Annotated in this window: 10 protein-coding genes; 2 read left to right on the top strand and 8 right to left on the bottom strand. The window is 61.6% G+C overall.

The annotated features are described in order from the left end of the window. Positions 1–123: 123 nt before the first annotated feature. The 8 genes from BFX80_RS11190 to BFX80_RS11155 form a co-directional block, all read right to left on the bottom strand. The gene (locus tag BFX80_RS11190; RefSeq protein WP_084208938.1) at positions 124–1,395 is read right to left on the bottom strand and encodes an ABC transporter substrate-binding protein; all 1,272 of its coding nucleotides are present in this window, start codon (positions 1,393–1,395) and stop codon (positions 124–126) included. Positions 1,396–1,520: 125 nt separating this feature from the next. Beyond that, complete coding sequence (locus BFX80_RS11185) at positions 1,521–3,191, bottom strand: alpha-amylase family glycosyl hydrolase (RefSeq protein WP_084208937.1); 1,671 nt, start codon at positions 3,189–3,191, stop codon at positions 1,521–1,523. A gap of 41 nt (positions 3,192–3,232) precedes the next feature. Continuing rightward, positions 3,233–4,882 carry an alpha-amylase family glycosyl hydrolase gene (locus BFX80_RS11180; protein WP_084208936.1) on the bottom strand — a complete coding sequence of 550 codons (1,650 nt, stop codon included), beginning with the start codon at positions 4,880–4,882 and terminating at the stop codon, positions 3,233–3,235. A gap of 151 nt (positions 4,883–5,033) precedes the next feature. Then, positions 5,034–6,140 (bottom strand): ABC transporter ATP-binding protein, encoded by a 1,107-nt coding sequence (locus BFX80_RS11175; protein WP_084208935.1) that lies wholly within the window; start codon positions 6,138–6,140, stop codon positions 5,034–5,036. Positions 6,141–6,185: 45 nt separating this feature from the next. Continuing rightward, a complete protein-coding gene (locus BFX80_RS11170) occupies positions 6,186–7,826 on the bottom strand; it encodes an alpha-glucosidase family protein (RefSeq protein WP_084209755.1) in 1,641 nt (546 codons plus the stop codon). Positions 7,827–7,852: 26 nt separating this feature from the next. Continuing rightward, positions 7,853–8,695 carry a carbohydrate ABC transporter permease gene (locus BFX80_RS11165; RefSeq protein WP_084208934.1) on the bottom strand — a complete coding sequence of 281 codons (843 nt, stop codon included), beginning with the start codon at positions 8,693–8,695 and terminating at the stop codon, positions 7,853–7,855. Positions 8,696–8,706: 11 nt separating this feature from the next. Next, positions 8,707–9,681 (bottom strand): carbohydrate ABC transporter permease, encoded by a 975-nt coding sequence (locus BFX80_RS11160; protein ID WP_084208933.1) that lies wholly within the window; start codon positions 9,679–9,681, stop codon positions 8,707–8,709. A 15-nt stretch (positions 9,682–9,696) separates the two neighbouring features. Further along, complete coding sequence (locus tag BFX80_RS11155) at positions 9,697–10,965, bottom strand: ABC transporter substrate-binding protein (RefSeq protein WP_084208932.1); 1,269 nt, start codon at positions 10,963–10,965, stop codon at positions 9,697–9,699. Positions 10,966–11,338: 373 nt separating this feature from the next. On the opposite strand from BFX80_RS11155, the gene BFX80_RS11150 reads away from it, so the two are divergent. Beyond that, the gene (locus tag BFX80_RS11150) at positions 11,339–12,880 is read left to right on the top strand and encodes a carbohydrate porin (RefSeq protein WP_084208931.1); all 1,542 of its coding nucleotides are present in this window, start codon (positions 11,339–11,341) and stop codon (positions 12,878–12,880) included. 638 nt (positions 12,881–13,518) lie between these two features. Further along, positions 13,519–13,713, top strand: a complete 195-nt coding sequence (locus tag BFX80_RS11145; protein WP_054555838.1) for a CsbD family protein — start codon at positions 13,519–13,521, stop codon at positions 13,711–13,713. The last annotated feature ends 244 nt before the right edge of the window (positions 13,714–13,957 follow it).

Below are 13,957 nucleotides of genomic sequence, written 5' to 3'. Positions count from 1 at the left end.
TTGTCGTCGATGCGGCGCTAGTCACAGGGAAGCCGGCAGGCGTGAAAGGCCTCGCCTGGATGAGAGAGGCCTTCCCGCGTGCGGTCAGAGTGGGTTGTCTGGGCGGAGCGGGGGACGGTGGTGTTACCAGCCCCGGCGGCCGATGCGCTCAAGCTCCTTGCCTAGCGCTTCCACCGCCTGGGTGCCCGTCTCCTCGCCGGAAAGCACACGGTGGGTGCGGTTGAAGAAGGCATTGGAGACGCGAGCGTAGGCGTCACCCGTCACCGAGGCTGGACGCGCGACGCCGGTCCGGAGCGCTTCATAGAGCTCACCCATCGAGGGATTGCTCGCCAGCACCTCGTCATCCTGATAGAGGTGTTCGATGGTGGGGTTGCGTCCCATCTTCATGGCATGGGCCTTCTGCTGCGGGGCAGCGGTGATATAGGCGACCAGCTCCGCTGCGGCCTGCGGGTGCTCCGAGTAGCGTGATACTGCAAGATTCCAGCCGCCCAGGGTCGCGCGGGATTCGCCCTGTGAGCCATGGGGGAGGGGCGCCATGCCGACCTTGCCGGCCACCGGACTGCCCTCGGCCTGGCTGAGCTTCCAGACATAGGGCCAGTTGCGCAGGAACAGCGCATTGCCCGACTGGAACAGCCCGCGTGACTCCTCCTCGGTATGATTCAGCGCGCCTTCCGGGGCGATGCTGCCGATCCAGGAGGCGGCAAGATCGAGTGCCTGCGCGGCGTGCGAGTTGTCGATGGTGACCTCTCCGGCATCATCCACCAGGGTGCCGCCGCCCTGACTCGCGACCCACTCGAGTGCGTTGCAGGTCAGCCCCTCATAGGCGCGTCCCTGGAAGCTGTATCCCCAGAAATCGGCATTGCCGGCGTCGCGTTCGGCCGCCTGGATCGTGCGCGCCGTCTCGGTGAGTTGCTGCCAGGTCTCCGGCACTTGCTGGTCGTATTTCTCCAGCAGGTCCTTGCGGTAATAGAGCACGCCTGCGTCGGTGTACCAGGGCATGGCTACCAGACGGCCCTCCACGGTGCCGTTGTCGATCAGCGCGGGGAAGAAGCCCTCGGTGGCGTCGTCGGGCAGGTAGCGGGAAAGGTCGACCAGGTGATCGTCCAGCAGCCCCGGCCACGCCATGTCGACGATCAGCACATCGATGTCGCTGGAGCCGCTGCTGAGCAGCTGCTGATACAGCGAGAGCTTCTCGGTGGTGTCGTTGGGAGTGGAGATCACATTGACGCGATTGCCGGACTGCTCGGCCCATTGCTGGGCGAGTTCCGGGCACATGTCGGAATCTCCACCGGGGCCACAGGCAATCGTGACCTCGGTGGCCAGTGCGAGTGGTGCCGTCAATGAGGCCCCGCTCAACAGCAGGGCACCGGCGCTACCCTTGAGGGTCGTGAGCATCCGGTGGCGTGGGGTGCTGATAACAGAAGGCATGGCGTGCGACTCCATTATTGTGATTGTTGTTGCGGCGTCCGGGATGACCGTCATCCGACGAGCATCCCGTGAATCATCGAATCCGCCAGGCGTCAGTTGAGGGCGAGCCACATGGCGCTGCCTGGCATCAGCGACAGGGGGTGGTGAGAGGTGTGTGTCGCCGTGACACCGGCGATCTCGATGGCGGTCCAGGTGGTGATGTCTGGCGCGAGTTGGCTCGGGTCGATCACGCTCGGCGTGTCGCCTGCCCCGAGGTGAGCCAGACACAGCAGGCGTTGCGCGCCTTGCTGACGCACGCTGGCGAAGACGTCGTCAGGCAGCCGCTCGGGCGCAATCAGGGTCTGATCGCCCTCGCGCAGCACCTGGCTCGTACCGCGATAGCGCAGCAGGCGACGCGCTCGTGACAGGAAGCTGTCATCACGCCTTTCCTGCTGCGCCACCGACAATGGCAACTGTCGTGGGGAGACCGGTAGCCAGGGGGTGGCCTCAGCCTCGACTCCGGACTTCGTCGCGCGACGACTGAACCCACCGTCCGGGCTGTCATCCCAGACCATCGGCGTGCGGCAGCCATCGCGGCCCTTGATCTCGGGCCACAGGTTGATGCCGAAGGGGTCCTGCAGATCCTCGAAGGCCAGCTCCGCCTCGGGGAGGCCAAGTTCCTCGCCTTGATACAGGCACAGGCTGCCACGCAGCGAACACAGCACCGTCAGGGCGAGCAGGGCACGCGACTCTCCCCAGCTGGTCGCACTGCGTTCCACGTCATGATTGGACAGCGCCCAGCAAGGCCAGGTGTCTTCCCCTTGCTCGGCAAAGCGCGTCAGCACGTCGTACAGCGCGCGGGCATTGCCATCACTGTTGAGCAGGTCAAAGGTGTAGGCCATGTGCAGGCGGCGTTGGCCGGCGGTATAGGCGGCCATGGTCGGGAGAGGGTCATTGCCGGCGATCTCGCCGACACTGGTGGTGCCCGGGTACTCATTGAGCAGGTTACGGATGCGCTCCAGATACGCCAGATTCTCGGGTTGCTCGATATTGTGCAGCATCCGCTGGTAGCTCTGCGGGTTGCCCGGGTTGACGCCTTCGCGTGGCATTGCGGGATTGTCGGTCAAGGCGCGGTCATGGAAGTAGTAATTGACGACGTCGAACCGGAAGCCATCCACCCCCAGATCCAGCCAGAAACGCAGGTTGTCCAGCTGCGCCTGGCGCACCTCGGGATGATGGAAATTCAGATCCGGCTGACTGGCCAGGAAGTTGTGCAGATAGTACTGGCGGCGCTTGGCATCGAAGGTCCAGGCGCGACCGCTGAAGGCCGCCATCCAGTTGTTGGGCGGGTTGCCATCGGGGAGCGGGTCAGCCCAGACATACCAGTCGGCCTTGGCGTTGTGACGGTCCTTGCGGCTTTGATGGAACCAGACGTGTTGATCGGAGCTGTGAGACAGCACCTGGTCGATGATCACGCGCACTCCCAGCTGATGGGCTTGCGAGACCAGCCGCTTGAAATCGTCCAGGTGGCCGAACATCGGGTCGACATCCCGATAGTCCGCGACGTCATAGCCGAAATCCTTCATCGGCGAGGTAAAGAAGGGCGACAGCCAGATGGCATCCACGCCGAGACTGGCCACATGGGGCAGGCGCTCGATGATGCCGGCCAGATCGCCGATGCCGTCGCCGTTGGCATCCATGAAACTGCGGGGATAGATCTGATAGATCGTGGCACCACGCCACCAGTCGAGACGTGCGCTAGGATCGAGTTGAGACAGGGTCATCGTGACCTCCGTGTGAGTCGTGTGATCGGCAAGAGGGAGATTCAGTGCGCCTCGCCAACACAGCGCGCAATGGCAATGCCGTGGGGCGGCAGCATCAGGCGGCCGGCCTGCCAGTGACCATTGATCATGCCGGGGGCATCCTCGAGGGCTTCCGCTCGCCAGGCGGTCTCCAGAGTCAGGGCCTGAGCAGAGAAGTTGAGCGCGATCAGCAACGACTCGCCGCCTGAGTGACGCGTGAAGCAGATGACTTCTTCATGCAGCGAGTGGTAGTGGATATCCCCTCGGATCAGGGCGGGGTGTCGGCGGCGGAAGGCAAGCAGGTCTCGGCTGGCATTCAACAGCGATGCCGGATCGTTGTCCTGATGGTCGACGGCCAAGGCATGATGGGCGTCGGGGACCGGCAACCAGGGGGATACGCGAGAGAAGCCAGCATGTGACTCACCGGCCTGCCACGGCATGGGGGTCCGACAGCCATCGCGCCCCTTGTAGCGTGGCCAGAAGGTGATGCCGGCGGGGTCCACCAGCTGGTCATGACGCAGCTGGGCCTCACTCAACCCCAGTTCTTCGCCCTGATACAGACAGACGCTGCCGCGCTGGGTCAGCAGAAAGGCGAGATAGAGGCGCAGGCGCGCCGGGGAGGCATCGGCGTCCCAGCGCGTTGCCAGGCGTGTGACGTCGTGGTTTCCCAGTGCCCAGCACGGCCAGCCGTCCCCGATCTGCGCTTCCATCGAGCGTACGGTGGCCTGGAGATGCTCAGGCGAGGCGTTCTCGGTCAGCAGATCGAAGGAATAGGCCATGTGCAGCCGCTGGTCGCCCTGGGTGTACTCGGCCATCACGCGCAAGGAGTCATCGTCGCCGATCTCGCCGACGCTGGTGGTGCCGGGGTATTCATCGAGCAGACGTCGTAACCGTTCGAGAACGGCGAGATTCTCCGGCTGGGTCTTGTCATGGAGATGTTGCTGATAGCCGTAGGGGTTGTCCGGACGCACGCCAATGAAGCCTTCGACGATCTCACGTCGTGGCGGGTTATCCTTCAGCTCACCATGTGTGCAGAAATTGATGGCATCCAGTCGGAAACCATCCACCCCCCGCTCCAGCCAGAAGCGCACTTCTTCAACAATGGCCGTCACGACCTCAGGGTGGTGGAAGTTGAGATCCGGTTGCTCGGTCAGGAAGTTGTGCAGGTAGTACTGGCAGCGGCGAGTGTCCCATTGCCAGGCGGAACCCCCGAAGACCGATTGCCAGTTGGTGGGCGGCGCGCCATCGGGCCTGGGGTCTGCCCAGACATACCAGTCGGCGCGAGGGTTATCGCGGCTCTGGCGGCTTTCCTCGAACCACGGGTGGGCGTCGGAGGTGTGTGAGAGTACCTGGTCGATGATGACTTTCAGGCCGCGCGCATGCGCTGCCTCGACCAGACGGTCGACGTCCTCCAGGGTGCCGAACATCGGGTCGACATCGCGATAGTCGCTTATGTCATAGCCGAAGTCCTTCATGGGGGAGGTAAAGAAGGGAGATAGCCAGATCGCATCGACATTCAGCGAGGCGATGTAATCCAGGCGCTCGAGGATGCCCGGCAGATCACCGATGCCATCGCCATTGCTGTCCTGAAAGCTGCGCGGGTAGATCTGATAGATGACGGCGCCGCGCCACCAGTCGTGGGCTGACACCTGGGTGTCTCGAATCGTGGACATGCGAGTCTCCTGGGCGGGAGCCATGGCTCCCGCCCGTGCGGTCCTTGCGGAGAATGAAGCGGTTGGCCTGAGGCGCCGTGAGCAGGCGCTGGATACTCAGTCCTGGCTGCCAGGCCCTCGAGAAAAAGCCCTGCAGAACAGGGCCTGAACGTCAGGCTGCCTGGCGTTGCCGGGTCAGGCTCAGCGCGCGATCCTGATTGTCGAACAGATGCACGTGCTCCAGGTCCGGCACCAGTGCGACGCGCTGGCCGATCTTCCACTGACTGGGAGCTTCGCTGCGGTGGATCAGCAGGCTGACGCCGTCTTTCGGGTCGAGATAGACGTAGACTTCGTTGCCCAGGTACTCGACGTTGACGATCTCGAAGGCGTTGTCGCCGCAGGCCTCTTCCAGGCAGAGGTGTTCGGGACGAATCCCCAGCGTCAGACGGCTGCCGGTGCGTTCGTCGCCGGCGTCGCGAGGCAGCTCCAGCTCGCCGATCCCGGCTGTCGTGATGCGACAGCCATTGCCCTCGCTCCGCACCAGCTCTGCCGGCAGGAAGTTCATGGTCGGGGAGCCGATGAAGCCGGCCACGAAGCGGGTCGCCGGGGCCTGATAGAGCGTCTGGGGGCTACCGACCTGTTCGATGCGCCCATCACGCAGTACCACGATCTTGTCGGCCAGGGTCATGGCTTCGACCTGGTCGTGGGTGACGTAGACCATGGTGGAGCCCAGGCGGTGGTGCAGGCGGGCGATCTCATTGCGCATCTGGACTCGCAGCGAGGCATCCAGGTTGGAGAGCGGCTCATCGAACAACAGGATCTTCGGCTCACGCGCCATGGCGCGCCCCATGGCAACGCGCTGTCGCTGGCCGCCGGAAAGCGCCTTGGGTTTGCGGTGCAGCAACTCCTCGAGCTGAAGGATGCGCGCCGTTTCCATCACGCGTTGTTCGACGCTTTCCTTGTCGGTCTTGGCAAGCTTGAGGCCGAAGGCCATGTTCTCGTACACCGTCATGTGCGGGTAGAGGGCATAGGACTGGAAGACCATGCCCACGCCACGCTCACGCGGGGGAAGGTCATTGACCAGATCGCCGGCGATATGCATCTCACCGTCGGTGATCGATTCCAGTCCGGCGATCAGGCGCAACAGGGTCGACTTGCCACAGCCTGACGGCCCGACGAAGACCACGAATTCGCCGCTGCCGATCTTGAGATCCAGATCCTTGATGATGTGCGTGCTGCCGAAGGTCTTGTTGATCTTGGAGAGGGTTACGCTTGTCATCTTGCGACTCCCAGCCGGTGCTCGGCACCGGCTTTCGAAAGAAGGTTAGTCGAGTGCCAGGAAGGCAGCCTGATAGGCGGGAAGCACCAGCCGCGCTGCCTGGGACTGGGCCGTGTCCAGCTCGGCAGTAAAGCCTGCGCCTTCGAGCAGACGCGCGCTGCCGGCGTAGGCTTGCGGCAGTGCGGTGACCTGTTCAGCGCCCGTGAGATTGAAGAGGCACAGCATGCGCTTGCCGTCATGCTCGCGCAGGAAGCCCAGCAGCTCGTCCCCCACGTCCACCAGCTGAATGTCCCCCTCACGCAATACCGGATGCTGACGGCGGAAATTCAGCAGGGCGCGGGTGGCATGCAAGACCGAGTTGGCGTCGTCTTCCTGATTGGCCACGGCCAGGGGGAGGTGGCGTTCATCGACCGGCAGCCAGGGCTCGACACTCGAGAAGTCCCCCTGGTCCGTCTGACGCCAGGGCATGGGGGTCCGGCAACCGTCGCGGCCCTTGAATTCCGGCCACAGCACCTTGCCGTAGGGGTCCTGAATGCGCTCGAAGGGCACGTCGGCTTCCGGCAGGCCCAGCTCCTCACCCTGGTAGAGGCAGACGCTGCCGCGCAGTGACAGCACCATGGCCAGAGCGACCTTGGGGTAGGCCACCGGGTCTTCGTCGGCACCCCAGCGTGTGGCGCTGCGCACGACGTCGTGGTTCGACAGCGCCCAGCATGGCCAGGCATCGCCGGCCAGACGCTGGAAGCGCTCGATGACTTCGCGGAGATAGCCTGCAGAGTGCGGCGCATTGAGCAGATCAAACCCGTAGGCCATGTGCAGCTTGTCGCCCCCGGCGGTGTACTCCGCCATGCGCTCCAGCGGCTTGTCATCACCGATTTCGCCCACCGTGGTGGTGCCCGGGTATTCATCCATCAGGGCGCGCAGCGCTTTCAGGAAGTCGAGGTTTTCCGGACGACTCAGGTCATAGACGTGTCGCTGCCAGGTATAGGGGTTGGAATCCGGCGCGCCCAGTGTCTTGGCCTCGCCCGCCGGCACCGGCGGGTTGTCGCGCAGGGCCTGATCATGGAAGTAGAAGTTGACGGTATCCAGGCGGAAGCCATCCACACCCAACTCAAGCCAGAAGCGCATGTTGTCGAGCTGTGCCTGTCGGGCTTCTGGGTGGTGGAAGTTCACGTCGGGCTGGCTGGTCAGGAAGTTGTGCAGGTAATACTGCTGGCGACGTGAATCGAAGGTCCAGGCCGAGCCGCCGAAGATCGACAGCCAGTTGTTGGGCGGCGTGCCGTCGGGCTTGGGGTCTGCCCACACGAACCAGTCGGCCTTGTCATTGGTGCGGTCCTGACGGCTTTGCTGGAACCAGGGGTGCTGGTCGGAGGTGTGGCTGATCACCTGGTCGATCATGACCTTCAGGCCCAGGGAATGGGCGCGCTCCAGCAGGGTCTTGAAGTCCTCCAGGGTGCCGAACATCGGGTCGACATCCCGGTAGTCGCTGATGTCATACCCGAAGTCGAGCATCGGGGAGGTGAAGAAGGGCGACAGCCAGATGCCATCCACGTCCAGCGATGCCACGTAATCGAGTCTGGCGGTGATGCCCGGCAGATCGCCGATGCCATCGCCGTTGCTGTCCAGGAAGCTGCGCGGGTAGATCTGGTAGATGACGCCACCGCGCCACCAGCTGGAGGAGGTCTGCATTTGGGCTTCGAGCAATGACATGACGATTATCCTTTGACGGCGCCGGCGGTCAGGCCGGAGACGATGCGGCGCTGGAAGATCATCACCAGGATGACCAGCGGTATGGTGACGGTGACGGAGGCGGCCATGATCGGGCCCCAGGGGAGCTCATGCTGGCTGCCGCCGGAGATCAGGGCGATGGCGACCGGCACGGTGCGTTCGCTGTCGGTCAGCGTGAAGGTCAAGGCGAACAGGAACTCGTTCCAGGCCGCGATGAAGGCGAGCAACCCGGTGGTGGCCATGGCCGGCCACATCAGGGGCAGGAAGACCTTGGTGATGGTCTCCCACGGCGTGGCGCCGTCCATGATCGCGGCCTCTTCCAGTTCCATGGGCAGCTGACGCATGAAGGTCGTCAGTACCCAGACGGTGAAGGGCAGCGTGAAGATGGTGTAACTGAGAATCAGGCCACCGGGGTTGTTGTAGAGATTCAGGCTGCGAATCACCTCGAAGAGCCCGGAGAGCACTGCGACCTGAGGGAACATCGAGACCCCGAGGATGATCAGCATCACGGTGGAGCGGCCGCGAAAGCGCACGCGTCCCAGCGCATAGGAGGCGGTGATGCCCAGCAGCAGCGCGATCAACACGACGCTCAAGGCGATCAGGATCGAGTTGCCGATCGCCTGCAGGAAGCTCTTCTGCGCAAAGATCTGGGCATAGTTGCTGAAGTCCAGCGAGGTCAGCCAGTAGTTGACCTCGAACAGCTCACTGGACGGTTTCAGTGAGGTGATCACCGCGTAATAGAAGGGGAACACGGCGTAGACGATGATGATGGCGATCAAGGCCCATTTGCCGACATGCTTGGCGAGTCGGGTCAGCTGGTAGCGGTTCATCGGAGTCTGATTCATTTCTCCACTCCCAGTTGGCGGCGGCCAAGGTAGAGGTAGACCACGACGGCCAGCGCGATGATCAGGAACAGCATCGTGGAGGCGGCACTGCCGTAGCCCACGTCCTGGAACTCCACCAGTTGCTGGCGGGCGTAGATGGACATGGTCATGGTGCTCGACGAGTTGGAGGTCAGCACATAGATGACGTCGAAGACGCGCAGTGCATCGAGAAGACGGAAGATCACGGCGACCAGTAGAGCCGGGGTGATCAATGGCAGGGTGACACGGAAGAACACCTTCACCGGGTGGATGCCATCGACCTCGGCGGCTTCATAGCAGTCCCTGGGCAGCATCTGCAGCGCGGCGAGTACCAGCAGTGCCACGAAGGGGATGGTCTTCCAGACATCGACCATGATCACGGCCCACATCGACAGATCGGCATCCGCTGTCCAGGCCAGGGGCGCATCGATCAGCCCCAGCCCCATCAACATGTGGTTGATGATTCCGAACTGGTCATTGAGCATCCAGGCCCACATCTTGGCGGAGACGATGGTCGGGATGGCCCAGGGAATCAGTACCGCGGCCCGGACCAGCATGCGTCCCTTGAATTCGGCATTCAGGAGCAGCGCCACGATGATGCCGAAGACGACTTCCAGCGATACCGAGATGACGCTGAAATAGACGGTGTTCCAGACGGAGTTCCACCACACCGGGTCAGCCAGCAGGCCGTACCAGACGCCGTCGTCCTTCACGAGATAGTTCTCGAAGCCGATGAAGGCGGCACCGGTCGTGTCCGAGAGCGAGGCATCGGTCAGGCTGAGATAGAAGGTTCTCAGCAGGGGCCAGCCGGCCACCAGCGCCAGTGCGACCAGCATCGGGGCGAGATAGGTCCAGGCCGCGCGTACCCGCTGGCGTCTGACCTTGGTGCCGCGTTTGCGAGTCCTGGCCGAGGGCGAGCCCGTCGGCACTGACTCATTGAGCGTGGTTGTCATGCGAAACCTCCCGGGTTACCAGCGACGACGTTTGATGCGTGACAGTTCGCTCTTGAGCTGGGCAACCGCCTGGGCACCGCTCTGCTCGCCGCTCAGCACGCTATGGGTCGCGTTGAAGAAGGCATTGCTCACCTGGCCGTAGTTGTCTCCGGTGACGGCTGACGGACGGGCCACGGCATTGGTGAAGGTGTCGTAGAGCGTGCCGAAGAAGGGCACGGCGGTGAGCACCTCCTCGTCCTGATACAGCGCTGTGAGGGTCGGGTTGTAGGCGGCCTGGATGGCTCGGCGTTTCTGCTCGGGTTCACCGGTGAGGAAGGCCACCAGCTGAGAGGCGAGCTCGGGATTCTCGCTGTACTTCGAGACCGCCAGGTTCCAGCCGCCCAGCGCCGCGGCACTCTCGCCCTCGGCGCCATGGGGCAGCTTGACCACCCCGACCTTGCCGGCCACCTTGCTGTCATCGCTCTGGGTCAGCGACCAGGCGTAGGGCCAGTTGCGCATGAAGACGGCGTTGCCGGACTGGAAGATGCCGCGGGCTTCTTCCTCGGAATAATTGAGTGCGCCCTGCGGGGTGATCTCGCCGATCCAGCTGGCGGCCAGGTCGAGTGCCGAGGCCGTGTTGGGGTTGTCGATGGTGATCTCGCCATCGGCATCGACAATGGCGCCGCCGTCATTGCTGGCGACCCACTCCAGGGCGTTGCAGGTCAGGCCCTCATAGGCACGTCCCTGGAAGACGTACCCCCACATCTTCTCGCTGCCGGCCTCACGCTCCTTCGCCTGGATCTGCGTGGCGGTCTCTGTCAATTCCTGCCATGTCTCGGGAGGTGCGAACCCGTACTTCTCTAGCAGGTCCTTGCGGTAGTAGAGCACCCCGGCATCCGTGAACCAGGGCATGGCCACCAGGCGGCCATCCACCGTGTTGTTGTCGACGATGGTCGCGAAGTGGCCCTGCGCCGCCTTTTCGCCGAGCGTCTGGTGCAGATCAAGCAGGTGATTGGCGAGCAGCCCCGGCCAGACCACATCGATCTGCAGGACGTCGATATCCCCGGACTGGGCCGACAGAATCTGCTGGTAGAGCGAGAGGCGTTCCGTCGAGGAATTGGGCGTGGAAACGATGTCGACGTCATGGCCGGTCTTTTCCTCCCAGGCCGCGACGCCCTGTTCACAGAGTTCCAGCTCGGCCCCGACCGCGCCGCAGGAGATGGTCAGGTCCGCGGCCATGGCGGGGGCGGTGGTGGCCACTCCCAGCAGGGCGACGCTTGAGGCGATCAGTGTCTTGCGTTGCATGGCAAATCCTCGTCACTTGTTGTTGTTGGGCATTCATCGGCCATCTGGCGGGGGAGAATCCTGAGGTTGTCCGATGGTGCTTCTTAAACGATTAAGGCGTGATCACAGTCAAGCGATTGGCGTCGATATCCGCAACCTGAACTTTGGTCTTGCTGTCGCTGATATGTCGCCAGAAATGGGAGTTTTACGCGGTGATCGCTCCCCTTTGGTCGAATTTCGACATAGGTCGTGTGTCTGAGAGGCCAGATTGCCACTAGGGTCTTAAACGATTAAGTGAGTATGGCGCCTACGACAACGCCAATGACGAAGGCGCCACTTCGCTGATCATCGCCAAGCGAGTGATTCGTCAACAACAACAAAGGCTCTCTCCAACATGACTACTTCCCCCCAGCGCCCGCTCAAGGCCCCTCTGGCCATGGCTGTTGCCATTGCCATCATGAGTACCAGTGGTCTCGCCATTGCCGACAGCACGGGCGACATCGAGGCGCGGCTCGCAGAGCTGGAGCAGCGCATCAATGACGCCGAACAGCGGGCCAGAGCGGCTGAGCGTCGCGCCGCCGAGGCAGAGCAGGCGATGGCCGTTCAGCGCCGAACGAATGAGACTGATCAACCCGCGCGCGTGACCGCGCAGACCGAGGACCTCGAAGAGCGTCTGGCCGCCGTGGAGCGTCAGGCCAGTGGCGAGGAAGGTTTCTCCTTCAATGCCTATGCCCGCTCAGGTCTCCTGATCGGGGAAGGGGGCAAGAGCATTGACGGCGGCCCCTATCTCACCCCGGCGGGGTCGGTGGGGGGAGCGGTCGGGCGGCTGGGGAATGAGCCCGATACCTATGTCGAGACGGTGCTCAACTACAAGACGCGCTACGACAACGGGGCAAAGGCGCACTACCGCACCATGATTGCCGACGGGGTGGAGACCAGCAACGACTGGACCTCGGACGAGTCCAGCCTGAACGTACGACAGGTCTACGTGGAATTGAGCGATCTGCCGAGCTTCACTGGCGCCTTCGAGAATTCCGCCATCTGGGCCGGCAAGCGCTTCGATCGGGACAACTTCGACATCCACTGGCTCGACAGTGACTTCATCTTCCTTGCCGGCACCGGCGCGGGTATCTACGACGTCCAGCTCACCGATGATTGGAAAGCCAACTTCTCGGTCTACGGACGCAGTTACAGTGAATATCCGACCGAGGATTCCGACACTGGCGGCGATACCGACAACCTGACCTTCACGATGAACAACTACGTCGGCAACTGGCAGTGGATGGTCAGTGCATTGTCTGCCGCAGACAACGAAGAGCGCGCCATGGACACGGGCGCCACAGCCGCGGATTCCGGGTTCCATACCATGCTGGCCTATCATGGCGACAGCTTCTTTGGTCTCGCCGACGGCAGCTTCAAGGCCGCCGTGCTGCATGGCCGAGGGCTTGGCGCGGAGACGAAGGTCATCGGGGGTGACGGGAATCTGACAGATGATGCGACCTCGACTCGACTCGGTCTGTATGGCACGACCTATCTCGCGCCCAAGTGGCGTCTGGCACCGGCCGTGCTGGCGGAAGTCAGTGAAGACCGTTATGCCGAAGGCGACGAATACTCCTGGGCGACGTTCAATGCGCGTCTGGCCAATGAGCTGACGGCGAATTTCGAGATGCAATACGAACTCAGCTATCAATGGATGGACCTGGATCCCGGTGCCTCAGGCACTGCCGTGGAAGGGAGCTATCGAAAATTCACCATCGCGCCGACCTTCAAGCCTGAAGTCGGTGGCTTCTGGAAACGTCCGGAAATCCGCCTGTTCGCGTCCTGGAGTGACTGGGATGAGGAGCTCAATGACTTCTCGGATGAAGATGCGCTCGGGAGTGCAGGTTTCACGGGAGGTGAATGGGCCTTCGGCGTCCAGAGCGAGGTATGGTTCTAGGAACAGGATGCCAAGCCAGTCATCGCCTGCCAGTGTTTCGATCTTGCCCGCGGTTAGCCGCGGGTTTTTTGTAACGCCATCGCTGTATGGTTGAGACGCTGATCCCCAAGCTGACCAGCGAGATCTTTTCTCCGTAATGCTGGAAGGAGCTGCCCAAGGAGTCGGCATGAATTTTCGGTGTCGTTGTCCCTTGCTTATACAGCTTGATAACCATGAAGCCTTTTCTGTATGAATTACTTGATGCGTTTACGAGAGGCTAATAAAGGATAGATTCGTTGCAAAAATAGATCATCCGGCACCTACAGGGAGTTGTCGATGAATTATGTTGAACATTTTCCCCTATATATTTAATAGTGGTTTTATGTTGGTTTTTGAAGGCTAGAGAATAGCGTTATGTCTCGGAAAGTTTTAGGGAACTTTTTGCCGATGATGTTGTATCGGATTTGCTGGCTCGCGCTACATTTCATTTCAAGTCAATGGCAGCGCCATCAATGAGTTGAAGCGGTAGGGCTGTTGTTGAGCACTAATATCTGTGCTAGCTTATATTCGTGGCCTGCCATGAGGCTCAATCACAGCATGTGACGGGTCATTGGTTGATTTTTATTTGTCGCATTATCTGTTTTATTTAGGAGGCTGCCATGAATAGCGATATCGCCGAAGGTAAGTGGAAGCAACTCAAAGGTAAGGTTCGCGAAGGTTGGGGAGAGCTTACTGATGAAGATGTCGACGAAATTGCAGGTCGCAAGGAGCACTTTGTCGGGAAAGTTCAAGAGCGTTATGGCATGAAGAAAGAAGATGCTGAAAAAGAATGGGATAAACTGTCCGATTCGTGAAGTTTTTTAATATATATATTTTATGTTACCGATGCTTGCATTTTGCAGGCATCGGTTTTTTGTGTCTGAGCTCCAACAACAAGAGCAGCACGCATGGCATGCAGGGTTTTAAAATATTTTCTCGAGAATACCTGGGATGGCTATTCGACAGCGGAGGCGTTGTCGGGAATGGTCATTCGGTTTCTCGACGCATCTTGCGTAGCTCAGCTGTACTGACATTCTTGGAGACTGCTCCCTGGAGAAG

The organism is Cobetia marina (assembly GCF_001720485.1).
Taxonomy (GTDB): domain Bacteria; phylum Pseudomonadota; class Gammaproteobacteria; order Pseudomonadales; family Halomonadaceae; genus Cobetia; species Cobetia marina.
This window is presented reverse-complemented; position numbering and strand designations above follow the sequence as displayed.

Bases quoted from the DNA above. Each gene is read 5' to 3' on its own strand.
- BFX80_RS11145 (WP_054555838.1), top strand. From the start codon at position 13,519: ATGAATAGCGATATCGCCGAAGGTAAGTGGAAGCAACTCAAAGGTAAG.
- BFX80_RS11155 (WP_084208932.1), bottom strand. From the start codon at position 10,965: ATGCAACGCAAGACACTGATCGCCTCAAGCGTCGCCCTGCTGGGAGTG.
- BFX80_RS11175 (WP_084208935.1), bottom strand. From the start codon at position 6,140: ATGACAAGCGTAACCCTCTCCAAGATCAACAAGACCTTCGGCAGCACG.
- BFX80_RS11150 (WP_084208931.1), top strand. From the start codon at position 11,339: ATGACTACTTCCCCCCAGCGCCCGCTCAAGGCCCCTCTGGCCATGGCT.
- BFX80_RS11170 (WP_084209755.1), bottom strand. From the start codon at position 7,826: ATGCAGACCTCCTCCAGCTGGTGGCGCGGTGGCGTCATCTACCAGATC.
- BFX80_RS11190 (WP_084208938.1), bottom strand. From the start codon at position 1,395: ATGCTCACGACCCTCAAGGGTAGCGCCGGTGCCCTGCTGTTGAGCGGG.
- BFX80_RS11165 (WP_084208934.1), bottom strand. From the start codon at position 8,695: ATGAACCGCTACCAGCTGACCCGACTCGCCAAGCATGTCGGCAAATGG.
- BFX80_RS11180 (WP_084208936.1), bottom strand. From the start codon at position 4,882: ATGTCCACGATTCGAGACACCCAGGTGTCAGCCCACGACTGGTGGCGC.
- BFX80_RS11160 (WP_084208933.1), bottom strand. From the start codon at position 9,681: ATGACAACCACGCTCAATGAGTCAGTGCCGACGGGCTCGCCCTCGGCC.
- BFX80_RS11185 (WP_084208937.1), bottom strand. From the start codon at position 3,191: ATGACCCTGTCTCAACTCGATCCTAGCGCACGTCTCGACTGGTGGCGT.